The organism is Aeromonas sp. MdU4, assembly GCF_041929505.1.
Lineage (GTDB): Bacteria > Pseudomonadota > Gammaproteobacteria > Enterobacterales > Aeromonadaceae > Aeromonas.
This window is the reverse complement of record NZ_JBHFMW010000023.1, coordinates 123029-148682: the sequence shown is the minus strand read 5'-3', so window position 1 is coordinate 148682 and position 25654 is coordinate 123029. Positions and strand designations below refer to the sequence as shown.

At 50.9% G+C, this 25654-nt stretch carries 23 protein-coding genes; 12 read left to right on the top strand and 11 right to left on the bottom strand.

Translation table 11 applies throughout. From position 1 onward, the window contains the following. Window positions 1-78: 78 nt before the first annotated feature. The 5 genes from ACE1BR_RS12955 to ACE1BR_RS12935 all read right to left on the bottom strand — a co-directional run bounded on the left by ACE1BR_RS12955 (window position 79) and on the right by ACE1BR_RS12935 (window position 3005). Window positions 79-381 (bottom strand): hypothetical protein, encoded by a 303-nt coding sequence (locus ACE1BR_RS12955; protein ID WP_374870881.1) that lies wholly within the window; start codon window positions 379-381, stop codon window positions 79-81. After that, window positions 356-784, bottom strand: coding sequence for a hypothetical protein (locus tag ACE1BR_RS12950; RefSeq protein WP_374870879.1), 429 nt, complete (start codon window positions 782-784; stop codon window positions 356-358). The genes ACE1BR_RS12955 and ACE1BR_RS12950 overlap by 26 nt, the downstream gene beginning before the upstream one ends. Before the next feature lie 10 nt (window positions 785-794). Continuing rightward, a complete protein-coding gene (locus ACE1BR_RS12945; protein WP_259229570.1) occupies window positions 795-1220 on the bottom strand; it encodes a DUF2787 domain-containing protein in 426 nt (141 codons plus the stop codon). Between the two features lie 84 nt (window positions 1221-1304). Then, window positions 1305-1751, bottom strand: coding sequence for a hypothetical protein (locus ACE1BR_RS12940; RefSeq protein WP_374870877.1), 447 nt, complete (start codon window positions 1749-1751; stop codon window positions 1305-1307). A 51-nt stretch (window positions 1752-1802) separates the two neighbouring features. Next, window positions 1803-3005: a hypothetical protein gene (locus ACE1BR_RS12935; protein ID WP_374870875.1), complete on the bottom strand. Its 1203-nt coding sequence runs from the start codon at window positions 3003-3005 to the stop codon at window positions 1803-1805. Between the two features lie 148 nt (window positions 3006-3153). Here ACE1BR_RS12935 and ACE1BR_RS12930 point away from each other — a divergent pair, with 148 nt between their 5' ends. Further along, a complete protein-coding gene (locus ACE1BR_RS12930; RefSeq protein ID WP_259241601.1) occupies window positions 3154-3498 on the top strand; it encodes a helix-turn-helix domain-containing protein in 345 nt (114 codons plus the stop codon). Here the strand turns inward: ACE1BR_RS12930 and ACE1BR_RS12925 are convergent. Together ACE1BR_RS12925 and ACE1BR_RS12920 are read right to left on the bottom strand one after the other, a co-directional pair. After that, window positions 3487-4047 (bottom strand): lecithin retinol acyltransferase family protein, encoded by a 561-nt coding sequence (locus tag ACE1BR_RS12925; RefSeq protein ID WP_374870872.1) that lies wholly within the window; start codon window positions 4045-4047, stop codon window positions 3487-3489. The genes ACE1BR_RS12930 and ACE1BR_RS12925 overlap by 12 nt on opposite strands. 11 nt (window positions 4048-4058) lie before the next feature. Next, a complete protein-coding gene (locus ACE1BR_RS12920) occupies window positions 4059-5009 on the bottom strand; it encodes a DUF932 domain-containing protein (RefSeq protein ID WP_374870870.1) in 951 nt (316 codons plus the stop codon). A 566-nt stretch (window positions 5010-5575) separates the two neighbouring features. On the opposite strand from ACE1BR_RS12920, the gene ACE1BR_RS12915 reads away from it, so the two are divergent. From ACE1BR_RS12915 to ACE1BR_RS12900, 4 genes are all read left to right on the top strand, one after another. Continuing rightward, window positions 5576-5986, top strand: coding sequence for a hypothetical protein (locus ACE1BR_RS12915; RefSeq protein ID WP_374870869.1), 411 nt, complete (start codon window positions 5576-5578; stop codon window positions 5984-5986). Beyond that, on the top strand, window positions 5983-8790 hold the full coding sequence (locus ACE1BR_RS12910; protein ID WP_374870867.1) for a DEAD/DEAH box helicase: 2808 nt from the start codon (window positions 5983-5985) through the stop codon (window positions 8788-8790). The genes ACE1BR_RS12915 and ACE1BR_RS12910 overlap by 4 nt, the downstream gene beginning before the upstream one ends. A gap of 294 nt (window positions 8791-9084) precedes the next feature. Then, window positions 9085-10068, top strand: a complete 984-nt coding sequence (locus ACE1BR_RS12905) for a hypothetical protein (RefSeq protein WP_374870865.1) — start codon at window positions 9085-9087, stop codon at window positions 10066-10068. Beyond that, window positions 10065-12104, top strand: coding sequence for an ATP-dependent helicase (locus tag ACE1BR_RS12900; protein ID WP_374870863.1), 2040 nt, complete (start codon window positions 10065-10067; stop codon window positions 12102-12104). Before ACE1BR_RS12905 ends, ACE1BR_RS12900 begins: the two co-directional genes overlap by 4 nt. A 505-nt stretch (window positions 12105-12609) precedes the next feature. Here ACE1BR_RS12900 and ACE1BR_RS12895 read toward each other — a convergent pair. Next, the gene (locus ACE1BR_RS12895; RefSeq protein ID WP_374870861.1) at window positions 12610-13473 is read right to left on the bottom strand and encodes an inovirus-type Gp2 protein; all 864 of its coding nucleotides are present in this window, start codon (window positions 13471-13473) and stop codon (window positions 12610-12612) included. Window positions 13474-13789: 316 nt separating this feature from the next. Beyond that, the gene (locus tag ACE1BR_RS12890; protein WP_374870859.1) at window positions 13790-14002 is read right to left on the bottom strand and encodes an AlpA family phage regulatory protein; all 213 of its coding nucleotides are present in this window, start codon (window positions 14000-14002) and stop codon (window positions 13790-13792) included. 369 nt (window positions 14003-14371) lie between these two features. Between ACE1BR_RS12890 and ACE1BR_RS12885 the strand changes: the two genes are divergently transcribed. The 7 genes from ACE1BR_RS12885 (at window position 14372) to ACE1BR_RS12855 (ending at window position 22519) form a co-directional block, all read left to right on the top strand. Beyond that, complete coding sequence (locus tag ACE1BR_RS12885) at window positions 14372-16120, top strand: hypothetical protein (RefSeq protein ID WP_374870857.1); 1749 nt, start codon at window positions 14372-14374, stop codon at window positions 16118-16120. A 284-nt stretch (window positions 16121-16404) separates the two neighbouring features. Continuing rightward, window positions 16405-16923 carry a type VI secretion system effector Hcp1 gene (hcp1, locus tag ACE1BR_RS12880; protein ID WP_100646930.1) on the top strand — a complete coding sequence of 173 codons (519 nt, stop codon included), beginning with the start codon at window positions 16405-16407 and terminating at the stop codon, window positions 16921-16923. Between the two features lie 199 nt (window positions 16924-17122). Next, the gene (locus tag ACE1BR_RS12875) at window positions 17123-17410 is read left to right on the top strand and encodes a type VI secretion system PAAR protein (protein WP_374870855.1); all 288 of its coding nucleotides are present in this window, start codon (window positions 17123-17125) and stop codon (window positions 17408-17410) included. 11 nt (window positions 17411-17421) lie between these two features. Continuing rightward, window positions 17422-19515 carry a type VI secretion system tip protein VgrG gene (locus ACE1BR_RS12870; RefSeq protein ID WP_374870853.1) on the top strand — a complete coding sequence of 698 codons (2094 nt, stop codon included), beginning with the start codon at window positions 17422-17424 and terminating at the stop codon, window positions 19513-19515. Beyond that, window positions 19515-20264: a DUF4123 domain-containing protein gene (locus ACE1BR_RS12865; RefSeq protein ID WP_374870851.1), complete on the top strand. Its 750-nt coding sequence runs from the start codon at window positions 19515-19517 to the stop codon at window positions 20262-20264. Before ACE1BR_RS12870 ends, ACE1BR_RS12865 begins: the two co-directional genes overlap by 1 nt. Then, the gene (locus ACE1BR_RS12860) at window positions 20265-20762 is read left to right on the top strand and encodes a hypothetical protein (RefSeq protein ID WP_374870849.1); all 498 of its coding nucleotides are present in this window, start codon (window positions 20265-20267) and stop codon (window positions 20760-20762) included. Further along, a complete protein-coding gene (locus tag ACE1BR_RS12855; RefSeq protein ID WP_374870847.1) occupies window positions 20762-22519 on the top strand; it encodes a hypothetical protein in 1758 nt (585 codons plus the stop codon). Before ACE1BR_RS12860 ends, ACE1BR_RS12855 begins: the two co-directional genes overlap by 1 nt. Window positions 22520-22832: 313 nt before the next feature. Here the strand turns inward: ACE1BR_RS12855 and ACE1BR_RS12850 are convergent, their stop codons facing one another. After that, window positions 22833-24185 (bottom strand): tyrosine-type recombinase/integrase, encoded by a 1353-nt coding sequence (locus ACE1BR_RS12850; RefSeq protein WP_374870845.1) that lies wholly within the window; start codon window positions 24183-24185, stop codon window positions 22833-22835. 254 nt (window positions 24186-24439) lie between these two features. Then, on the bottom strand, window positions 24440-25636 hold the full coding sequence (locus ACE1BR_RS12845; RefSeq protein ID WP_374870843.1) for an ROK family protein: 1197 nt from the start codon (window positions 25634-25636) through the stop codon (window positions 24440-24442). Window positions 25637-25654: the final 18 nt, after the last annotated feature.

Genomic DNA, 25654 nt, shown 5'->3' with positions numbered 1-25654 from the left:
CCAAATAAACAAAACCCCGGCATGCAGGAAGCATGTCGGGGTCAAAGGTAGAGAGGTTGTTGGCTCTCTTTGAGAGTATCAGCTGGCCGTCGTGATGGCTCCTGCCGTAGCTGTGGAGCCACTCTGTACCGGTATCAACGGTTCGGGGACCAACACGGTAAGCGGGATCGCCAGTGCGAGACTCAGCCGTTCCGCCAGTTGGTAAGCCGGACCAATGGTGTCGTAGTCAGCTACCCAGGTAGCTAGGGCAAGGCCACTGCTCTCTACCGCCCGCAGGTAGACGCTGTAGCCCTGCACGGTCAGGCCACTGTCCCGCACTACTTGCGTCTCTCCCTCTCGATTAATCGCCTCCAGCTCAACGGCTATCGGATGTTTGGGCATCGCGAACCTCCTCTTGGGGTAAGGGGTCACTCTCCACGGAAAAGCCGTAGTGGTTGCACGTTCTCAGCAGATTACTCATAAAACTGGCCAATATTCCTGCCCGTGCAGTGGGTGGGACAGGCCCTGCCTGACAGCGCCAAAAACAATGACGCTTGGGGTCCATGCAGATTTCATCCACGGGTTGGCTCATGGTGAGCCAGTCCTCGGCATTGGTGAGGGAAAGCAGTTGCCACTGCACCCCAGACCAGCGCAGGTGCAGCGTAACGGTACGGGCATGGGGGCTATCAGGGGTGAGGTGTAGCAACCAGCGCTGGCCACGGTGGCGCGGTTGTATCTTAGCCTTGGCGGCGACAAGCCCCAGCCACTGACGTGAATAGTGGGAAAGCGGCAGTTCGTTAGTCATCACACACCTCCTAATCCCCACTGACCGTGACGGTGAAGTACGCCATCCGGCAGTAGGCAACAAAGTTGGTCTGCCACAGACTGAATAACTCATGGGCCTCTGAGCGCTGGATAGGCCCCCATCCTTGCAGATAGTGTTCGTCATCCAGGAAGTTGAAATCGAGCTCCTTGCAGAGCTCGGCATCCTGACCGAGTCCCTGATAGCTGAAGTCGGTGACGTAATCGAACAGCCAGCCATCAAGGCCGCGTATCAGGCGTATCTCGACGGGGTGAGCTCCTCCTTGCTCGGGGCTGTAGGTGGGACTGCGAAAGTTGAAGGTGAGCTGGGTCAGGTGTTCGAGGTTGAGGCCGATATGGGTGACCTCCTGATTGAGTAATGCGAGCAGCGCTTGGGTAACGGGCAGGGCAAAGCCATCTCGGAAAAAGGGAATAGTCATAAGCGTTCCTTGTCGTATCCAATAAAACGAGGGAGGCATTAGCCTCCCTCTGGGTGTGGTTGTAATGGTGGGTGTAAGCCATCGTCACGGTGTGCCAAAGTCCTGTGATGACCCAGGCGCAATACAGGTGTTATCCGGGGTGCCGATGGCGGGCAGTACCTCTGCAAGGTGGCTGGTGGGCAAATCGATGGGCGGGTTTGACGGCAGCAATAGCGCCACCGAGGTTGCGCTACGAAGTGCCTCCCAGAACGTGGTGAAGTCTCCTTGCCGGTAAGGGGCATCGTAGCGTTGCCCATCCACCAGCAAGGCAAACTGACGTTTGCTGTCGCTGCCATAATCACGACCGTTCATCGTCGCCAACATGGTGAGCGGCGCATCATCCCGGCAGATGATGGTGAGCAGGGTGGTGCCTGCTAGGGTGACGGTGTAGTTCGCCTGCGTACCCGGCCCCCAACTGCGAGACCAACCATTTTCCTCTGCCCCGACACCACTGGTGGCAAGCGCCACCAGCAGCGCGATAAGTCGGTTCATTGTGGTTACCTTTTAAAAATAACAGGGAGGCTGTTGCCTCCCTGGGTTGGGTTATTGGTCAAACGACAGCGTCTGCTCGCCACCGAGTGTGGTCACAGTGATCTCAAGGGGGTTACAGTCTTCCGGCAGCAGAGAGAGCGTTACTTTGCCGCCAAAGCCCATCCGAAATGGCAGCTTGGCTTTCGGATCAATGGTGCAACTGCCCCGGTTGATCTTGAGGTCGGTGATCACCATCCGGTTACTGCGGCTGGTGATGTCGAGCAGGTACTTGTTCCAGGTCGTTTTGCGATAGTAGGGATTGATGCGCTTATGCAGGTGCACATCCCCATCCCCATCCTTCAACGGTTCGATGTTGGCGAGATCATCATCAAGCACCGCCGCGTTATGTTGCGCTGTGGTTAAACATGGGAAACCTGGCGTACCCAGTGCAGGTAAGGTTTTCGCTATCTCATTGGTTGGGAAAGAAAATTTTCGGCTATTTCTATCCCCCTGATAGACTCCCAGCTCTTTTGCATTTCTCAATGCTGTCCAAAGCTTTTCAAAACTTTGCTTGTCTTGAAGGGCACGGTGGCCAACGAAGATCTTGCCATCGACGTCAAAAACGAAGTCATTTTGATAGTCCTGAGAGCCATATTTTCCGACACTCATGATGTTCACATCAATGGTGGCTGGTTTGTTGGGGTGACATCGAATGGTGAATGAGTCAGCTCGGTTATAGACGGAATAGGTATATCCTTTGCTCGCATCGCCAAAACTGCCCCAGCTCCCTTTGGCTGGTTGCGGCTTCTCTGACTCGGGTTTCTCTTTGGCTCGGCAGAAATAGCCCGATGAACCGACGGCTGGCAACGCAGCAGCGAGCCCCGTGGTGGGCACAGGGACGATGCCTTGCTCTTCCTCGTCTTCAGTAAAAATCGCTAGTTGCTTGGCAGCGCGAAGCGCTTCCCAAAAGGCCGGGAAGTCCTCACCGAGACGACGAATACCATCGTATCGCTTTCCATCAATAATCAACCCGAATGCCTTGTCACCATAGTGGCCATACTGGATATAACCCACTTTCGCAATGAGTTCGGCGGTTGCGCTAGGGTCACAGGTGAGGGTCAGACTAACCTCCTCCTTCCCTGAGTTGTCCTCCACCCAGTAGTTGTATCCCGGAAAGGGTTTGCCCTTGCTGACTTGCCACACACCCTCTTGGGCTGGCTCGGCTTGCGCCTGAATGGCTGCCAGCATGGCAAGCAGTAACAGTGACTTTTTCATATTTGTTTCCTTGTTATTTGTTCCGTCTCGTTCGACTTAAAACGTCTACATTCGATCAATGTCAACCTAAAAAGATGATCATCATCTTTTTGGGTCCTTCATGTCAATGGGTCTAGCTATCAACCTTTAAAGTTGATTTGGAGGACTTATGACAAAGATCGATCAAGATGAGTTAGCCCGGCTGGTGGGTAAGGCGATTGCTCACCAACGCCAACAGCGTGGATTGACCCAGGAGGCGGTAGCTGAACGGCTAGAGGTAGGGATGGAGGCGGTATCGCGGATGGAGCGCGGGGTGGTGGTCCCCACCATTGTGCGATTGGCTGAACTGGCTCACATATTTGACTGTGAGTTGGTGGACTTGCTGCGTGAAACCAGCCCCCGCCCCCAGGAGCAGGCCATCATCCTCAGCCAGCAGTTGGCAACGCTGAGTAATGATGACCGGCAACTGGTGATGGAGATGATGACGACGCTGATTGGCCGGTTAGTCCGTTAACCAATCCCACAGTTTGTGAACACCGTAAGCCGCGACCACACCCACCGCTACTGGTGCCCAGGCAGGCGCGCTCCCAAGCGCAACCAGGGAGGCTGCAGTGGACGTCGCAGCGGTACTACTGACATAGGCTCCGGTCAGTCCGGCACCTGTTGTGGAGGCCAGCTTGCCGACCGAGGTTTTCACCACCTGGGAGGCGATCACCGTTTGGGCGGCACGGGTGACCTGAGGTGAGTGATGCCGGTCTTCAATACACCACAGCACAAAGTGCTCGCAGTTGTTGAACAGCAGATTGTAGCTGCGCTCTCCCAGATGACGGCGGGCACGATTAACCGCCTCTTCCCTGCTGAAGTGACGATAGGGGTGCGGCTTGACCCAAACGTCATTTCCCTGGGAAAACTGGCTGAGCCTGGAGCGGACAATCTGGCAAGCGTCGTGTCCCGAGAAGGGGCCCTGGTAGTGGATCACCATGTTGTTACCAACGTAGATCCCGTGGTGCTCATACCCGATACGCGGAGAGATAAGGTGGTCACCATAGTTCAATGCGGACATGTTGCGCTCTCCTACTGCAGCAAGATGATGGCTTGTGCCAGGGCACGGGATTTGAGCTGGGCGCCTTGACCAAACCAGGCCGAATCCAGCCGATGATCCTGGCTGCGGGTACGACGATGGTGGTCGACATACTCGGTCACCGCATTGACCAACCCCCACGCGGTGTTGTGCGAACTGGCCAACTCTGCTCCCATGCCCGCCCCTTGGTAGAGCTCATGCAAACGCTGCACAGGTCGAGTGAGTACAATGCTCTCTTCGTCCAGAGGCTGTGCCAACAGGTCACTGAAAAAGCGCAGTGCCTCTTGAGGGGCCACAGGCCGTTGGCTGAGCGCTTTGGCATGCAGGCCGAAATGATCCCACTGGCTTACCCCCAGCCCCAGCGCCTGTTTCACTGCTACAGCGTCAAACTGGGTTGAGTGGGGAACCTTGATGGCGGCGGATTGGTTACCTACTGCTACCTGAAGGGTGTTGTTGCAGACTACCCGCACCGAGGTGAATTGCGCCGTGGTGCAGAGTGTGCCATCACAGCTGGTTGCCAGCAGTAGATAGGACTTCACCAGATCACCGCCTTTGAGCATCAGGTCTTGGCCTGTCTTGGCCAGGGCCCAGAGTTTGCGGCCGCCTTTGAGTGAGCCTGCGGTCTCCAGCTCGAAACCACCGGCCTCCACCAAATCTTGATAGAAGTGCAGCACCTCATGGGGCTGTACCACGTTGTAGCGCTGTGAGACCACCGACAGCGGTGCCAGGGTATCGGAGCGGTAGAGCACTCTGCTGTCGGGGTAGGTGTGCAGGATGGGATTGTCAGGCGAGCCCTGATACAGCACATCGCTTTGCTCGATGGTCCAGTCCATCCCGGCAGCTTGCAGCCAGACATCCAGGGACTGTTGTGGGGGTAAGACATTGCCAAGGCCATGCCAAGGGGTTTGGCCGGTGTAGGCCATGGAATCAATCAAATGAGCCATAGAGATCTCCAATGAAAAAGGGACTGCCGAAGCAGTCCCTGAGGTAGGTTCATGGAGATAACATATGTCTGAGATTTGGTTCATCGAGACTCAATTTGTGGCCTAAACGGCGGATTAGGGACTGACCAAGTGATACAGTCGGCACTCATGACGGTGGGATGTCTTACTAATAAAAAATAACGACTACGCGTTAGAACGAGGAATAGATGCCAACAGCCTTCACTAAGTTACCCTCTCAGTCATCCAACGGGTGGATCGTCCAGCTAATACGGGGTAATCCCGATTGTGCGGCATTTTACGAATGGATACACACTGAACTCAAAAGAACGATCAAGAACTGGCCACCGAAGATTACGAAACTGACTACTGGCCGAAAGGGTAATCTTGGCGAGTTCCTGTCGTATCGAGTCGCCCGAGCAAGTGGACTACATGGGAGAGATTCTGGCTACACGGTAGCTCTTATGGGGGCTCTGACTCCGCTGCAAGATGGTGCACCAACAGGGTTGGATACCACGATTGTACATTTGGATCCTGGGGGGGACGTCAGTAAGGATTGCCTATATATCATGGAGGTTAAAACTACCGGCACTATAACGTTGACGTACGCGACAGCATTAGTTGCCGACTATGAAAAACTGTTAGGCAAAGCTGCGATTGCTGGCTCACTAGGTCAAAGATGTAATTGGCTTCAAGCATACTTGAGAGAAGTGCATGAGTTCTCTGATGATAAAATTGAACGAGTCGGCAATCTCTTTATGCCAGAAGCTAAGGACTGTAAAAATATCAAACTTTTACCTACGTTGGTGCACGACCGAAATGCAGGAGATACAAAAGCAGTTGAGGCATTAGACGATGTCGCAACGAAAATAGAAGAGCAGGGGTGGAATAAGCAAACAATTGAGCCTTGGAGCATTGCGATTAAGAAGCTTACCGAATGCCTTGTACATCTCTCGAATAACGGAAGTTCGATGCCATGATGAGAGACCTCCCAACGTCAGTTAGATTCCTTGATAGTGCCGCCTCATCCGCAGCAAAAGCTAGAGGAGTTGAACCCGTATGGCCCACTGCAGCTCCGCTCGATGTAGCCACTGCGCTTAAATGTGTCAATGCGTTCCAAGTCCACGTGAATGTCGAGGCGCTTGAGGCGCTTGATGATGAGAACAAAGCCAGCCCTCTTGTCGCTGCGGCCAGGATCTTACAGTCCACGGCACAACATCTGCGCCGCGCAGGAAATGCGCCAAACAACGCTGACCTTGATGATTTATCCTTTTATGCCGCCCTTGCTTTTGCCATGCATGGCAACTTTCCCAGCGCACGAGCTGTGCTTTCTGATGTGTCCCCAGATTATATTGAGAAAAGCTTGGTGCTCCGTATGGTCGCAGCTATATGTGTGCCTTGTGATAAGTCGGTTCGATTTCGTTCGGACGACAGTGAATTTGAGGCGTTTCGTCGATTATGGTATCGCGCCTTACGTCGGGGAAGTGCCGCAGCATTCGAAGCTGCGCTCAGGATTTTCACTGACGCAGCAATGGCTGGAACGATGGCGGAAGGGGCGCTCTTGCTGGGTGGGCGGATGGCGGCTTATCAAGCCAGAAGATTAGCAACTGCTAATCTTCTGGAAAATGCTCCCGAAATTCCAGAATGGTTCATCCGAAATTCCATCAAGTCGGGCATGGTAACTTTGCTACCGCCCCAGCACATACTGCTGAGCAAGAGACGAATTGCCCAACACGGACGCAATACCCTCCTAACACTGCCAACAAGCACAGGTAAGACATTTATCGCTGAAGCTTGCATAGCGTCAAGTTTGGTGGATGGCGGTCTGTGTGTTTACGTAGCTCCGTATGTCGCCGTTGGGGAACAGGTGAAGGACTCTCTTCGGAAACACCTCGGTGATGAGGGACGTGTTGTTTCGATGTTTGGTGGTTTCCAATCGGAGGCTTTAAACAGCTTTGCCGAGCATGAGGTTGTCGTTGCTACTCCTGAACGATTTGATGGTTGGCTTCGTATTGGTGAAGACCTTGACCGACTACGCACAGTCGTTTTTGACGAGATTCATATTCTCGAGAATGGGGTTCGGGGGGCCCGTCTTGAAGGCTTGGTTTCACGACTTCGGCTCCTTCAACGAAACAATCCAAAGCTACGTATCATCGGGCTATCAGCTGTGTTGACAGAGCCACAGCGTATTTGTACATGGCTGGACGTACAAGATATCGACCTTCATCAAATTGGCTGGCGACCTACCGCTCGTCGATTGGCTATGTGTCTTGCAAACGGAGTTATGTACTGGATTCACGGAAACGACGTGCTCCGTCCTACGGGCGAGAAACCCACTTCGGCCATGTCGGACCCTATCATCGTCAATCTTCCTGGAAAGATTAAAAAAGCAAAGTATCCGAATGCTAACGAGAAAAGTGCGGCTACTAATGTTGCTGCAATTGCGCGAGATCTTCTGACTAGATTAGGGTCACCTGGCCTGATCGTGTGTCCGCGAAAGCTAGATACCCGACTACTTGCTCGTGAATTATTGGAAGGCCGAGAGAACGTTGAGGACGAAGATGTTTTACAGACCGCAGCCAACATACTTGAACGCTATCCCTACTTGAACTTCTTAGCCGAGTGCCTTCGGTATGGAGTGTCATACCACAACGCATCTCTTCCCTTTGATGTGCGCCGCGACATAGAGCGACTTACCCGCGCACGTGCACTAGCTGTGGTCTGTGCGACCACCACACTCGCAGAGGGAGCAGATTTTCCGTTCCGGTGGACTATTGTTGCTCACTGGCTCAGCAGTATGCGTAACGATGGTAAGGCAATGAAGTCGATGACTTTTCGTAACATTGCGGGCCGCTGTGGTAGAGCTGGAGCCTTCTCCGAGGGTGATACGGTTCTCTTCGAGAACTTGATGGGCCCCCCGTCCATGGAGCGACAGCGAAACACTCGTCGCTTGGAGGAGGTAATGTTCTCGTCCTCGCCTCTCATGTCAACACTCGGCAGAGAGTGGGCCGAAACCCCAATGCATGAGCAGAAATTGCTGGAGGCCACTTTCAGTGCACAACTGCTCGCGTGTATCGGAGAACACCCTGATGCTGAAGACATTGTTTCAGAACTGACGGAGGCCTCTTACGCTGGGCAAACCGATGGTAAACGAAACGTACATCGAATCATGTCTGAGACTGTCAGCAGCATTTTGGACAATCATCTAGTAGGTGGCGCAATGGCTGTGATGAACAGTCCAATCAGGCTAACGGAATTTGGCCAGGCAGCAAATCGGAGCGGTTTTTCACCCGGAACGTGCCGACTGATGGTGGAGTTCTTATCTGAAGAGAGCTTCGAGACTGATGCTGCGCTCTACCGTGAGCTCCTAGAGCGGTTCAATAGTATCCCTGAGCAGCCTAACGAAACTCTTATAAAAATATTCTCTGGAGCTACGCACAAGAATGTGGTTAAGGCCGATAACTTGGAGGAAATGCTGGAAAATTTGCTTCTGCGAATGGACTTACGCCAGGTCTTTGAACTGCTACGTAGTAAGAAGTCCAAGGCTCAGCCAGATACCGTTGAAACGATGTTTGAGAACTTTGTATCATTCGTCAATGATGTCGTTGGGAATTTTTTGCCATGGAGCCTTAGAGGTCTAGGAAAACTCAGTCAGTTCGGGAGCGAAGAGGCTGCGGCCATTAACTGGTCAGACATAGCTAAGGAGCTCGAAGCTGTGCTGAGTGCTAAAGGTTGTGAAGCAGGGAGTGACAACCTGCAGGATTCAATTGATGAGCCATTCTAAATAAATCAACAAAACTGTGATGTGTTGGGCCCCTGATCAGGGGCCCACGTTATACCAATTAGTCGAAGTGGGACTTCTCGATAAAGCACGGTAGCTTTCTCGTACAATTTGATGGCGTATTATCGGCCGCTGAATACGGGTTTATGTGACAACTACTTTGAAAAACGTCGAGCGAGCGAATCTCTATTTACCAGACCGCTGCCTAATGTAGCGGCTGCAAGCAACTCTCATCGCTCGCTACATGCTTTAAAGGTCTGTTCTTGGCCGTGTTTTTCTGGGGGACGCAACGCAGTCATGACAAGTCAATCCAGCTCAGTACAGTACGCTTACGCCCTAGATAGCCAAGGCGCGCTCACGCACATTAGCGATGCTCTGCGCTCGCGTACCTACACCTGTCCAGGTTGTAAAAGCCTCCTCACGCCAGTATTAGGCGAGCACTATGCTAAGCACTTCCGTCATTCGGAAGAATGCTGCGCCCTTGAAACCTATCTTCACAAGTGCGGCAAAGAAGCATTCTTCTATCGCTACCAACAAGCTCTCTGCCATGATGTGCCTATTAGCCTTGAGCTAGAGCGCCGGGTTTCCTGCAATGGTTCTCGTTTAGCCTTAGTTAGAGACGAAACACGTCACTGCCTAAAATTCGTACCAGCACGCTATAACTTGACTCAATTCTTCGATCAGGCAGAGCTGGAAAAGTACGATAAGGTTACAGGACTGCGCCCAGACATAATGTTGTGTGATGCGGTTGGTAGGCGTTGTTATGTCGAGATTTGTGTTACGCACCCCTGCTCTCAAGAGAAGATCGAAACCGGCATCCCGATTCTTGAGTTTAAAGTTCAATCTGCCGCCGATATTCAGATGTTGCTTACCGGGTCATACTCAATCAAGGAGCAGTACCTGAGAGTATTTAACTGGGCTCCTCCCTCACAAACCGTTGATACGTGCACTGGCGTCTGCTCCGTAGGTAACGTGGTTATGTCTGTCTGGAGCTTAAGCGATTCCGGCCGACTCAACGAAAAAACGATGCAGCTCGCTGAAGTGGATCTAACAATCAACTCTGACGTGAACACATGGCCGAGATCGTTAGGAAGTGCCGAGCTGGCCGATAACTTGAGAGCCTTTATCTGTCACGCCGATCCTCATTCGCTATTTTCTAACTGCATTATGTGCGAGCAAGCAGAGCTGTGGGAGGATGGCTATCTGCAATGTCGAAGTAAGGCAAAAATAGTTCCTTACACCGAGGCCCGTCAGTGCGCCAGTTACAAGGTTAAGGCATGACAAAAAGACTGACTTGGGAGCAAAAAAGCATTGTTGGCCATGATACCGGACATGCGTTGGTAAAAGCCGTACCGGGTAGTGGAAAAACAACGACTCTCGTCAAGCGCATTGAAAGGTTAGTAAAAATGGGGACGGACCCTCGTTCCATCCTAATTTTGATGTACAACAAATCTGCCCAGATGAGCTTCACTGATAAATTGAAAACGGCACTGAAGTCTGGCGTGATGCCAGAAATCCGCACGTTCCACAGTTTAGCCTTGAAGATTGTTGGTTATGGGGAGAGCCGACAGCTAATCAAGAAGAAAGACCTCATCACGCCCGACGACTACCGCTATGAGCAACTGGTTAAGCAAGCCTACCGTCATGGATTTGACTGTGAGGCGAATTACCTCGACCCCAATGAAATTGAAGACTTCGAACTGTTTATCGCTCGTTGTCGGGCGGCGGCAGTAACTCCTGTTGATGCTGCTAATGATCCAACATTCAGAAGCATAAAGCGGGAATTTATTCGCGCTTATGGTCGCTATTGTGAGCTGTTGGAGAAAAACAGTCTGCGAACCTTTGATGACTGTTTGGTTGAGGCTGTCGAACTGTTGCGTAAAGACAGTAGCCTTGGCGCCCACTTCAAACACATCATTGTTGATGAATATCAGGATGTTAACCTGATACAGCATGACATGACTCGCTTGCTATCTAAGTCGGATACGTCCGTTATGGCTGTTGGTGATGTTAACCAGTGTATCTACGAGTGGCGTGGTGCTCGACCAGATTTTATCGGTGGCCTGTTTGAACAACATTACCGGAATACGAAGGTGTTTCAACTTTCATGTACGTTCAGGTTTGGCCATGAGCTTTCCTTGATGGCCAACTCGGTAATTCGGCGTAACTCCACAAAGCTGACCAGGCTTTGTGTCAGTCATCCTAGTACCCCGAAAACAGAGGTCAGATTGCACTTTGATAACTGCTTATCCAAGGTGCTATCAAACCTTTCGGTGAGCAGCGGAACACAAGCCATATTGTCCCGCACTAAGGCGAACCTTGCCGAGGCGGAAATTGCATTACGCCTGTGTGGGCTACCCTATCGCTACCTCAATGGTTCAAGCGCATTACATACCCGTACTGAAATCGGGATACTGGTAGTCGGCGTATTGCTGTCTGTGTACGGCGATCTGCGGCTACTTGAAAACCACCCCAATAAAAAAGCGATTGTCTACGGCTTTCTGAAGGAAGCTGGTTTTAATTGGCAGACAGGGCAATTAAAAGCAGCGCTCAGTGGATTGATGGCTCCCCACGCCGACCTATGGGCTGTTCTAGGTCAGTTATTCGACGGCGCACAATACCAAAAGGACCGGCTTGGAAGGCTTGCTACTATATGCCAAAAGGACGGAGAGGAAACGCCAGCTATTGATGTGTTACGCCGCCTTGGCATGGAGGGTTTTATTGATAGTGTTGGCTCAGACGGCGTGACACGCACTGGCTCAAACGATCGGCAACGAGGAGTCGTGAGGATCGTGGAACTACTTGACTCTAGTAAGATCGATTCCCGCACGTTTTTAAAACTTATCCTAAACCCGGAAGAGGCTGCGACTGACTGCGAGCCCTTCATCCTTTCCACACTGCATGGTTCCAAGGGGCTAGAGTGGGATAAAGTGATACTGATAGGCTTGAATGAGCAGGAATTTCCTGGCGGCAAAACCGATGATCTTTACAGCGTGCGCACATCGATGAGCACCCCTTCGACCAACGAGGACATCGAGGAAGAACGTCGGTTGTTTTATGTCGGTATCACTCGCACAAAACAACAGCTTAATCTGGTTGCCCCTCTTGATGAAGGGCTCACACTGTGGCTGAGAAACCACTGGGACAGCACCCCGAAGAAGTCACCGATAGCTACTCGTTTTGTCTATGAGGCTGGCCTGTCTGCTTGCGCTGTTACCAGTGATGCGATCTATAACAACACGGTAGAGAAACTGAAAACTGACCTCAGCAAATTTCACCAATGGTATCTAAGAGATCTTCAGCGACTAAAAGTCTAGGGAGCTTGGACAAGATATTTGTCGATTTCCACTAGGTGCTCATTATCAAGAACAATGGTGGCTCGTTGCTCAGAAGCAAGCTTCTGCGCTATCACTCGCATAGCAGTTCCTCTTCACTAGGGTACATCTGTACTGCTACATGAAAGATGCTGCGTACAGTTGGGACGACATTGCTGAAGGGTATCCTTGGGCTAAGCATGATCTCTGGACCACTCAGGATCAGGCTTATTCCGGAGTAGCCTGTTTGTTAAACGCTTCAGTCTGGAGACTGTCATTGCAACCCCCGGTGATATCCACGACTGGATCTCCAGTCAGTTGGCCCATCTCCCCAGTAAGATATAGCTTCAGACACCACAGAGTCTCCCTGACAGCAGTTCAGGGGGAAACTGGTGAAGAAGGGCAGACCAGTTAGGGTCTCGTAGTGCTGCTCAAAGACGCTGCGTGTGGATCTGGCAAGTTGCTCGATAGTCATTCGTGGATCCGGAATAGGGGAGCCAATAAGATACTACTTCAGATAGGCCCTGAGAACCCTCGGTCGTCCACCTTTCCTTCTCCTGCTCGGCACCTCCATCTTGCCCACGCTACGGGAACGTTCAAACATCGTAGCCAGTAACCTCTCATCCATTTTCAACAAATAGTTCAGGGCGTTATCTAATAGCTTTCCTCGCTTGCTAGAATCATCCCAATGCACCTCGCCAATACCGCATGTACCCCATTCCTCATACTTTTTCTTGTCAGCATTACAATTGTGATAACTACCAGCCTTCCAAGCTCTTCCTAATAAACGGCCTAACCGGATATCGTTCTGCACAATATTGCCATTGAAGAAGAAGGCGATGTGATAATGATATTCTCGGTGCTTGCCGAATTCTAATTTCCACACATAACCGACCAGTGATTTGTGCTCTCGCCTAACCGAGCGTAAATACCACTCGCGTTCCTCTTGAGCTTCTTCGATAGTCACTGAGTCTCTAAAGTGAAAATCTACTCGTACAACTAGTAGTTTGGCATACTGGGCAAATAGCTCATCTACATACGATTTTATACTTGCGCTATTACGCTTCTCAGAACGTCTCAGATTGCGCAGCCGCTTCTGGTGATGCGGTGACATCAGTTCACTCATGAAATCCTCTAGAACGTATTCTAGCTCAGTCAAAAGTTCACTGCGTGCTTCAGCAGATAAACACTCGTCAAATACATTCAGGTCTCGGTACTGATAGAAGAATTGCAGAAACAGCTCTACGGAGGGATGAGCTGCTTTAGCCTCTTGGTATTGATAGTAGTGTTTGGTTACTGCATCCATGGCTTTTTGGAAAGCATGGATGCTAAATGATGGATAGTTAATGAAGTCTAGGATATCTGTAGGCATGGGTAGTCCCTCAATGAAGAGTGGCAATAGGATTGGTGGATGCCAATCCTATTGGTATAGTTAACGCTGATTTAATTGAATGACCGATAGTGGGTTAGGTTAATTGAATGATATTGATTAAACTAAGTGGGAATGAATAATTGAATGTGAATGGTGTTAATTGGATTTGAATAACATAAACCCCTTAAATAGCATTCAGCTTGATTTCTCGAATGCTCGATAATTATTGGTAGTGGCATATATAGAAGAGAAAGCATTTTTACATGGATAACCACAAGGCTACGCCGATTAACTTATGGAGCGTTCCAGGCTTGAATTAAGCATCTCTCATCGATGCCTTTGCATATAACCAAGCGTCAATTTCATGCTCAAGCCAGCCGACAGCTGCCAAGCCTATCTTAAATTGCTTAGGGAAAGACGAATCATAGCGAGGGGATTTCTTGCTGATGCGGTCATAGATAGTCGAACGAGCGAGGCCGGTCTTTTGGGCAACATCATCGATACGAAGTACTTTGATTGCGGTGTTCATGGTGAGCTCCTGGTAGTTGAGGGTTTCGTTCACCAGAAGGAAAGCGAGGTTAGAAAAAACTGGCTTTAGAGGCTCTGCGTAGGAAGAAAGGAAGAGTAGAAGGGCGTGTGACGAGAAGGCCATTAGGGAATGACAACGGGGGATTGATGAGGCAGGTGGTCAAGTCGAGGCACCTTTAGGCTGTGAAGGCATCTGCAAAAACCAGGTTTTGATGAGACTATGATGCTTCACTTACTCAGGTTTTATAGCAAAAAGTGGATATAAATCACACCTAGGTAAACCATCACCTAGGTTGTGATTTTATTGTATTGTCTTTTATGGGAAAGTGTGGGCAGCATATTTTGTTGTATTTATATCTGGAGGTTTGCCATGAAATATGAACGAGCATTTAATTTTATATATAATGGATTCATTGGTGATCGAGAGGTGAAGTTACGGCCTGTGTCTCCGCTTAGTGAATTAAAATCGATTTTGAAATTGCTCGGTATAAAAGTAGATGGAAGGGAAGCGACAAGAACAAATCAATATAGGGCGTTGATGTCAATTGATTTGCTGCATCGATTCTCAGTTTATAGCGAAACTGATTATCCACAGTCAAAACCCTGGCCAATGCAGTACAACTATTTGTACTATATGGGGTGCAATAAAAAAACTGCATCACAAGAACTTTTGAAGCGTATGAGCTTTGATGTTGAGCAAATAAATGAAATATATTCTTACTACGCGCAACTCTACTCGTTGAATAGTGATGCTGTAGAGTCGGCAAGGTTTACAGATTATACTGATGAAATGTATAGTTCATGTGAAAATCCAGCACAAAAAAATAAATTATTCACAAAGTGCTTTGTCGATTTAATCCATGAGCAGATCCTCAACAAAAGTTTTGAACTTCCTAAAGCATTCAAATCACAGGAGCTTATTTATTTCAATCATGCAATTGCAATAAAATTAATGTCGTCAATTAATAATCAATCTTTCACTAAAGACTTTGGTGTTAACATAAACAAAAGACATGTTCTTTCTTATTATTTAAAATTAATTAAGAATGATTTGATGTCAAAAAATGTTAGCACCACATATGATAGATTGCAGGCATTCATTGATCTTTTTATATTCGGCGCATATAAGTACGATGATGAATTAAATGCGAGAAAGTCCTTTATTGAGGCTGTAGTTAAAAAAACCGTTGAGGAGTGCGCATGGGCGAAAGTAGAGGGGAAGCATAAAAAGATATGCAGCATTTCAAGTTATGGGGTTGAAGGTTTAGAGTATATGACGAAAATTCCATTCCGAAAGTATAATGGCACACAATGGTATAAAGATATGTATGAGGTCGCGGTGATGGAGCAACAGTACTCCTGTTTCATTGCGGCAATACTCTCTAGCATGCCAAAAAATACAGATTTAGATGTAATTTTAGAGAGAGCCATAAGTGCATTAAAAGAGAGGGTTAATAAAAGGGAGTACTCAGGAGATCGCCGAGTCCTTAATGTAAAGATTGATTCTGAAATGTTTGAAATGCTTGATGATATCGAGTCTGAATTTGGCTTAAACAGATTGGATGCAGTAATGAAAGCGATCCGAGAAACTCACTCATATTATTTCGGAAAGTCACGCCCGCAAGGTACAGGTGCTGGCGTATTGATAGAAAGTGGTTCAGAGATAACTAGCCATCGACGTAAGAGCTCATCAACTAGCAAGATGAATCATGTAAAACCTACAAGGAATTATACTGGTTATTCAAAGAATAATGCCCAAGTTGTTCAAAGTAATAACGACCTTGGAGTAGTTGAGCCTGTTCATACAACAAGTGAAAAACAGTTAAAAATCGATCTAGATCATGATGAAGAAAATGAATTGCCCCCTCCCCAAGCTATGCAACCTGATGCTCATCTTGATACTCCCTCTCTTGAACTCGTTGACAACCATGTTCAACTCGAAGGTTCAATTTTAGATGATGTTCCGGTTTCCAAATCCCATGGCCAACAGCAAACATCTCTCCGTCAAAAGACTCTGAATGAATCGCGAGCATTGGATCGTATTGATGATGGTAACTTAATGGAGTTAGATACTTCCGAGAGTATTATTGAGATCTTAAGTCGAAATACGGGGCAGTGAGGCGCGTACTGTTCGAAGTAGCGCAGTTTCGAAATATTGATGGTGAAGGTGGTTGATGCTGAGTTAGGCAAGAAATTGCCTTGATTTAGGGTGAATGGACTGCATATGCAACGTTTGTTAGTTGATTTCACCTGTTTGAGCAAAAAGTTACTCAGAATGAGATGATTGGTATTGAGTTTCGACTCTAAGTGGTTGATAAATAAAAGATAGGAAAGGTGGCATGGTCACTGCTACAGGCTGGTTGAGTGCTAACTCGTTTAACCAACCTATTTAGGAGCATACACATGCCAACTCCATGTTATATCAGCATTGAAGGTAAAACCCAGGGCAACATCACCGCCGGTGCCTTCACCTCCGATTCCGTCGGCAACATCTTCGTACAAGGTCACGAAGACGAGATGCTGGTACAAGAGTTCCAGCACGTTGTGACTGTCCCGACCGACCCGCAATCCGGTCAACCGGCTGGTCAGCGTGTCCACAAGCCGTTCAAGTTCACCGTTGCCCTGAACAAAGCCGTGCCGCTGATGTACAACGCGCTGGCTTCCGGTGAAATGCTGCCGAAAGTGACCCTGAAGTGGTACCGCACCTCCGTTGAAGGCAAGCAGGAGCACTTCTTCTCCACCGTGCTGACCGATGCCACCATCGTTGACATCGACTGCCAGATGCCGCACTGCCAGGACCCGGCGAAGTCTGACTTCACCCAGCTTATCCAGGTATCTCTGGCGTACCGCAAGATTGACTGGGAACACACTGTTGCCGGTACCTCTGGTGCTGACGACTGGCGTGCGCCTATCGAGGCCTAAGCCTCCCTTTCTTATTTTGGAATTCCTTGTAGTAAATCTTGTACTGTCTGGCCGGTGTGCAACCGGCCTATCAGCCCGTGCTTTCTCCGGCCAGCCGTTGGCTGCCGGAGCTTTTATGTTTTGCCATCCCCCTGTCCTGGCGCCTGTGTCTTGTATAGCGAGTGCGGAGTGATGGCAAAGCACACAAGAGGTTTGAATTATGTGTCCCTCCATTGCACTGCTCGGTGACACCGGCACCGACCACGATGGCTTTCCACCGACCCCGGTGACAGCGGCCAGCCCTGATGTTTTCCTCGATGGTAAACCTGTTGCCCGTCAAGGTGACCCGTTAGCGCCGCATGACAAGCCGAACAACCCGGAGCACCCACGCTGCATTGCCGGAGGTGTTGGCTCGGTATTGGTGAACGGCAAACCTATCGCCGTCACCGGCATAGCGGTGGATTGTGGTGGCGTGGTGATTGGTTCGGGCAGTGGGCAAGCAGGATAAGGAGCAAAGTCATGGCGCAAAGCACAGGATTACAATTTACCGTCAAGGTTGGTGCTCTGGCTGACAGCACCTTTGTTGTTGCCAGCTTCAAGCTTGATGAGGGTTTAAACCGTCCCTTTAACCTCCACCTGGAAGTAGCCAGTCAGCAATCGGATATCGATTTTGGTGCCGTGCTGGACCAGCCCTGTGAACTGTTGGTGTGGTACAACGGCGAGCTGCAGCGCAGAGTGTGCGGGGTGGTGAGCGAGTTTGCCCAAGGGGACAGCGGCTTTCGCCGCACCCGTTACAGCCTTGAGGTGAAACCCGCTCTGTGGCGATTGGGTCTTCGCCAGAACTCTCGCATCTTTCAGGCGCAAAAGCCCGATGAAATCCTCAGCATCCTGCTGCAAGAGCACGGCATCACCGACTATGCGTTTGCCCTGAAAAACGAGCATGCCCAGCGCGAATACTGCGTCCAGTACCGCGAAACCGACCTCGATTTTGTGAATCGCCTGGCCGCCGAAGAGGGCTTGTTCTACTTCCACGAGTTTGAAGCAGGCAAGCACCGCATTGTGTTTGCCGACGATGCCGCAGCGTTAACTGCAGGCCCTGAGCTCTTCTTCAATCTCGGTAACCGTTCGTTGGAACAAGGCCCCTATGTCCGTCAGTTCCACTACCGCGAATCAGTGCGCCCCGCAGAGGTAGAGCTCAAGGACTACAGCTTCAAGACCCCGGCTTATGGCCTCTCCCAGAAGAAAATGGGGGCTGAGCTTTCTCATCAACGCGACACCTACCAGCACTTCGACTATCCGGGCCGCTTCAAGCAGGACCCGAGCGGCAAAGCCTTTGCCCAGCACCGCCTTGATGCATTGCGAAATGACGCAGTGGCAGGCAGTGGCAAGTCCAATAGCGCCGCCTTGCTGCCGGGTCAGCATTTTTCATTGACCGAACATCCGAACGGCAGCCTCAACACCGACTGGCAAATCGTCAATATCCGCCACACCGGCGAACAGCCGCAGGCGCTGGAAGAGGAAGGGGGCAGCGGCCCGACCGTCTACCACAACGAATTTGGTGTAGTGAAGGCGAGCACCACCTGGCGGGCCCGCATCGGTAGCCCGGAAGCGCCCCACAAGCCGATGGTGGATGGCCCGCAAATCGCTATCGTGGTGGGTCCCGATGGGGAAGAGATTTACTGCGACGAACATGGCCGGGTGAAGCTGCAGTTCCCGTGGGACCGCTACGGTTCAAGCAACGACCAGAGCTCCTGCTGGGTGCGAGTGAGCCAAGGCTGGGCCGGTGGCCAATATGGCATGATGGCCATCCCGCGTATCGGCCACGAGGTCATCGTCGAGTTTTTGGAAGGTGACCCCGACCAGCCCATCGTGACGGGGCGCACTTATCACGCCACCAACCGGCCGCCTTACGAGCTGCCCGCCAACAAGACCCGCACCGTGCTGCGAACCGAAACCCACCAGGGTGAGGGCTTCAACGAGCTGCGTTTCGAAGACCAGGCAGGTCAGGAAGAGATTTATATCCACGGTCAGAAAGACCTGAACGTGCTGATTGAGAACGATGCCGCTTGGCATATCAAGCACGACGAGCATCGGGATATCGACAACGAGCGGGTGACCCGCATCAAGGCCAACGACCACCTGACGGTGGAAGGCGAGAAGCGCGACCACATCAAGGCGGACTACTCGCTCACGGTCGATGCGTCCCTCCACCAGAAGCTGGCTCAGTCGCTGCTGGTTGAGGCTGGCCAAGAGGTTCACATCAAGGCCGGTAACAAGATTGTGCTGGAAGCAGGCTCTGAGCTGACCCTAAAAGTCGGCGGTAGTTTTGTGAAGGTTGACCCAAGCGGCGTAACCCTGGTCGGTCCCACCATCAAGATGAACTCTGGCGGTAGTCCCGGCTCGGGCTCTGGGTGGGCGGGTCAGGTCCCCTCATTACCGAAATCTGTCGCATCTGAGCCGTCTCCAGAACATGTCACTATCGTGCCACAAATCGCCACCCAGACGAGTGCTGAAGCCTTGTTGAAAACACTTCCTCCCATGGAAAAGCCTGTCTGCATCCCTTGCATGCTTCGAGCAATGAGACAGGGTGATGCTGTCGTACAGGGGGAATAATGATGCTGCCTGATAAATTGTGGTCTGATGATGCTTGTTATGTTTTGTTCGAAGGCGCAGAGCTGAAAGGTGAATTACGAGACCGTTTGCTGACTAGCGAGAGTGAGTTATTGCGTCCGCTATTTATTCATCCAGACCTTTTTGAACTGATCAACCTGGGGCCATGGCTTTGGCGCTGCCAACAAGCCTCAACGTCTTTACTCGAGTCAATGGCGGAACAGGGGCTGGTACTGGGATTGATCCATAGCCAGCGTTCGCTGGATGAGCTCCAGCAGCAACTGGCAATGGGCTGCATGGTGGTTGAGCCCAAGGGGCTGCATAGCCAACTACTGCGTTTTTATACCCCTGCAGCATTGCCAGTCATGCTGGCACAGCAGAAATTGCCTTGGCATGCCTCCCTCTTTGGTGGGCTGAGTGATTGGTGGTGTTACGATTGCGATGGTCAATGGATTCACCACTCGATTAACACCGAGTCAGCCGAGTTGCGAGTGATCACCTTCACTAACGAGCTGCAAGCCGCTTTATTGGGTGATCCTGAGGTGCCAAGATTGCTCGCTATGTGGCAAGGTAGCGTGCGTTTCCAACAATTTCCCGCCTGTATTCGCACTGATATGGCCTTGAAAGCACTCAAGAAAGCGGATGATTTCGGCGCCCCTTCAACAGCTCGCTTGAGATGGGGGCTTGCTTGGCTTGAAGGTGGTAACCCCGCATTAACCGCGTTAAAAAACTCTTTCCAAGAGAGGATGTGAATGAGCCGTTCCTTTTCAATCCGGATGTTTAATGCCGCCTGGGATCTGCTGCCCCGTTGGGGGCGCTGGTTGGCTGGTGTGCTGTTTGTTGTTTATCTGGTATGGGCCTTCTTCATTAAAGAGAGCTTTGGCGGCGCCTTTCTGGTGCTCAACAATCTCATGGAGCGACCCATCAGCTATCACTACGTCAACGGCAATATGGGTGGGAATGCCTTTGCCTTTGATGGTTTAAATGCCGGAGGTGCAATCGCAGGACCCTATGATATATCGGGTAAGACCGTCACTATTGAGTGGGAGTTAGACATGACTAAAGCTCAAAAAGAGGCGGGCTACCGTTTTGAAAAACATAAAGTGACGCTGCCAATGCCGGAGCGTAAACCGGGTGACGAATATTTCTACACCTTGATCATGCCCAATAATGAAGTCAAGGTACGTTGGTCACCCAACCCCGGAGCCTTTGATGATGTGATCGCGACCTACCAGACGAGGAAGTATTGATGCTCGATATGGATGATATTCAATGCCGCGAGGCACGAGAAAAGAGCCTTCATCAAGCCGGTATCGGCACCTGTTCTTTGGCATGGCAAGTCGGATTTTTCTTTGATGGTATTCACCGCAATATCAATCAGGACAGCGACACGCACCGCCTTTCTAATGTCTCTCGTCTGTTTCGGGCATATCCGATACAAGAGTCAATGGATTTGGATTCCAGCTACCTTTTTTCCAAGCTGTATATTCCAGGCTTGGGAACTCCTTATGAAGATCAAGTCGCCGACCGGCTTCACAGTGTGATGGATAGCCAGTTGAACGCACTGTCCGATAACTCCTTGGACAGTACCAGCAGTAAAGCCAAAGAGGCGGCGGTCGATGCGCTCTATGAAGCCAATAAGAAGGATTGGTTTGATACCCTGTCACACAACCTGAATGACCTCTTTAGCATCAAGACTGCCAAGGCGGTTATCACTGACACCGCAAAAAGCATTGGCAAGCAGGTGACGCTGGAGGCGCTGCCCTCACTGCGTGACAACCCTGTGGTGATGGAGCAGTTTATGACCGGCGTGGATGCCCGAATAGATGGCGCCAAAAAGGTTTTTAAAAAGCAATTTTCCTCTGTTAAAGCAAAGAACCAACTTCCTATCAAGTTGATCCAGATCTCGGTGTTTGGTGCCGATCTCGGGGGGATTCTGGCTCGGCGCTTTATCGATGAGCTGCTGGAAGAGGTCTGCTGCAAAGAGGGGGATGCGTACTCCTATGAGGGAGTCAAAATCGAGGTCACCTTTGCCGGGCTGTTTGATTGTAGCCGCCGCAGCTCCTTTGACTCTGGCGATACCATGGCGGATGCGTTCAGCTTGGCTGGCTTGTTAGCGCGTCCGATTGCCGGGCCACTTGAGTGGATTGGCGGGCCTAAGGTCATCGATTTTAGCAAGCAGCTTCACCCGGCGGTCAAAAAGGCACTCCATCTGGTCGCCGCCCATGAACGGCGGGTCTATCGGCCTGTGGTGCCGCTGGGTACATTAAAATCCGAGTGGCGGGAACTGCTGCTGCCGGGGATCAGTGAGGACATTACCGGCGGTTTGCTGCCCAATGAACAGCGCCCCAGCGCCGAGCTATGTCGAGTGGCCCTCCATGAGATGTATCGTGTCGCTCGTAAGGGAGAGGTCCCCTTCCCCAATTTTAATGACTTGCAAGAAATCTCAGAAAAGGTGGCGTCCTATTTTGTAATGAATGACAACCTTGCCGGGAAATCAGTCCGCTATTACACCCGCAGATATATGCAGATGGCTGGAAATACTACGCCATCCGGCAAGGCTTTTGCTCATCACTTGGCGATCTATGTTGAATGGCTTGGCAGACAATATGCTGACTACAAGGCCAGACTGGAAAACGCCAATGCAGAGGAGCGTTCATGGCTGAAAGAGCGCTGGGGATGGCTTGAGTTTGTGCGTGATGAAGCGAGATATGTTGAACGCGCAGTGAAAAACACAAATGGTTATATCGCTTATGTGCAGGGTAGTAATGCACTCAAGATGGCAAAGACCTTCCTTTATCCTCCAGCCCGCCCATTCCCGGAAGAGGTAGCCACCTTTTTTACTTACTTTATGCATGATTTTGTCAGTTCAACCGCTTTTACTACATCACCAAGCGTGCAAACAAAAATAAAAGATCAATCTGAAACCATGATCAGCTCGCATCACTTTTTCCTATCAAGAGGCATAGAAGAAACTGAGACGAGTAATAAAGGGAAGAGTGCATGAAGTAGTACCAAAACTTGCTGGCCCAGTATCTGATTTGTCGTCGTGATGGAGATCACGCCATGGCGGTAGAATTCGCTGAGAGCATCTGTGCTTTCTGGCAGGTCAAAGGCGATAAGGTTGAGTATACCAAGTGGCAGAAGGTCTATCAGGAGCACCAGCAAAAGACCACCTGACAGGCAAGGCTAATGGCCAGGGAAGGCGCCGCATCAGCTATATGCCAATCAGGTGGCTGTGTAGCATATCAGGCTAAACAGGCTCATAGAAGGAAGCGGCCATCGGCCGCTTCCTTCTTAGGTCTGATTGAGCTGAAAACTCAGCGTTTACCGAATGTCCCTTGGATTACGTTCCCCATACCATCAGGTGATTTTTCTACTTCATGTTGGGCTATTTGATGTTTCACAATATCCCCCCACCGAAGAAATAAACTCCTCAGTTTTTCAGGGTTACGTAAAGCACCCGCCTGATAAGTTCGCAGGAGTTTGTCACTGATCTGGTGGTTCAGCATATGCTCTATCTCTAGAGGTCCTGCACCAAGTTCAATTCCACAGCAGTTTGCAACACTGCGCCGCAGGTCGTGTACGCTAAAAGGCTCAAGTTCAGCCAGCTTACGCTTCTGTAGCCGGTCAAGAGCGCGCATAAGTGCGTCACCTGTGATGGCATGACCCAGCTTCGTCGTCGATTCGAACACATATGGACTGGTAGAGGAGGTTATCATTCGCTGCTCTGAAATGATTTCCTGAGCCAAAGGCGACAAGGTCACCACATGCGGGCGCCCATTTTTGGTTTCCGGGATCGTCCAGCGATCACCATCCAAGTGTGCCCACTGCATTGATATCACTTCACCTCGACGAACCGCGCTCAATATGACGATTTTAATTGCATTGGCGACACTTCCAGAAAGAACAGAAGTCGTAGCAATGCCACGGCCACCAGCTGTTAACGCTCCGCCACCTTCAACGCCCTCTTCTAATGCATGCCACAAGGCTCGTAATTCAGAGATTGGTAGCCAACGCTCTCGAGGTGGATTGGGGGTCGCATTGTACACTTTGGGTTTGAGTGCCAACGTGGGGCTCATCTCGATAAGCTGTCGTCGCATAGCCTCCTCCATCACCTGGTTCATTATCCCCATTGCTTTGCGAAGCCCTTCCAGAGAGACCTTCTGTAGCTTCTGATAGTGTTGGTGGAGGACGGCCATGGTGATATCGCAAACTCGATATTTACCAAGGACCTTTTGCAAGTGTGTTTGGTAGATTCGACGATAATCAGTGACGGTTCGAAGGCTAATCTCTGATCGAACGCCATCACGGCGTTTTACGCTGGCTTTGTGGCTAAGCCATTGCTCAAACAGTTCATCAAGCACGAGCATCTGTTCGTTCTTTTGTTTAGCTTCTGCAACAACCTGACGGGGATCGATGCCCTGTTTGACTTGCCCCACCGCAACACAATGTCGCTCACGAGCTTGAGCTAGTCCCATCGCAGGGTATAGCCCAAGGACCATCGTTTGTTGTTTGCCAAGTAGCCTAAATCGATACACGAAGCGCTTTTGCTTACCGGCACGAACCTCGAGTGATAACCCGTTACCATGTTTAGAGCTGATAGCAAATCGGGTTGCGGTTGCACCTTCTTTAAGCTCTGCTGCCGCGACTTGTCGATCTTGAGAAATCATCCTAAAACCTCGTATTGGGGTACCACACGGGGTACCACATTTGGCATCGTATAGGGTTGTATGTCGTTGGACAAGAGTGAATTTGATGTGTATTTAACTAATTGAATTTAATGTAAATGAATTTTTTTGTTGGATTTATCAAGACAGGATTAAACGTGAGTTTATTGACTTCGTAATGCGAAGGTCAGGAGTTCGATTCCCCTTATCGGCACCAGGTAGCAAGGGCAGGTTTCATTCGTGAAACCTGCCCTTTTTTACATGGCCTTTGCCAAGGCTCGCTCCACATAGAGATAGCCAATCCCCATCACCTGCTGGGCGCGGCTGAGCTGGCCGAAACGGATATGGGTGGCGTTGACCGCATCGCTGCAGTCGAACGGGTTGGCGCCGGTCTGACTGACGATGGTTTGCAGCCAGGTTTCACCAAAGTGGCAGCTGCGGCCATAGAGCCAGATGCGGTTGATGTTGAGGATATTGAGGAAGTTGTAGAGGCTCAGGCCAATGGCGCGGGCCCCTTCGTCCACCAGGGCGCGGATCATGGCATCCCCCTGATGGTAGAGCGTGAGCAGTTGGGCGGTATCCAGCTCTACACCCGTCTGCGCTGGGTTGTCGGCACTGGCTTGTTGTTTGAGAAAGACCCGGGCCCGTTTCTTGATGGCAAACAACGAGGCGACTGTCTCCAGGCAGCCATAGCGGCCGCATGCACAGGCGCTGCCGTCCGGATTGATGATGGTGTGCCCTATCTGGCCGCTGCCAAACAGGGCGCCCCGGTAGATCTGGTCGTTGATGATAAAGGCCGAGCCGATACCGTAATCGACGTTGATGACGCAAAAATCCCCGTTCCCTTCCCGGTCCTGCCACTTCTGGGCCAGCGCCAGCATGATGCAGTCGTTATCCACCATCACCTCGCAACCTAGCCGCTCCTCCAGCAGGTACTTGAGCTCGACCGGCGCATGCCAGGGTGCTTGCGGCATGGTTTGCGATACCCCGGTCGCCGGGTTGACCTGACCGTGTACCGCCAAGGCCAGCCGGATCGCCAGTCCCTTGTGGCGGCGCTTGTGTTGGTAGTAGTGCGCTTCAATCAGATGCAGCAGTTCATCGGGGGTTTGCGGGGCAACCTTCTGGTCGCTGAACTCATCCAGCGGGGTGATCAGGTTATCCACCAGGATGCTCTCCAGATGGGTGGGACTGATATTGAGGCAAAGAATGGCCCCCTGGCCGCTGGCAATGCGGTAGCTGCCGCCATTGATGCCGCGCTGGGAGAGGTTCTGATCGCTGTGGCTGATGGCGCCATCGGCCACCAACTCGTCAAGGATCTTGCTGACCGCAGGAATGGAGAGTTCGCAGTGGCGCGCCAGGGTGGACTTGCTCGCCTCTTTTAACTGATAGAGCAGGGCAAGCAGCACCTGCTTGTTGTGGTGGCGGACCTTCTGGTTGTTCAACCCTATGCTCATCGCTTCACTAAACTCCGC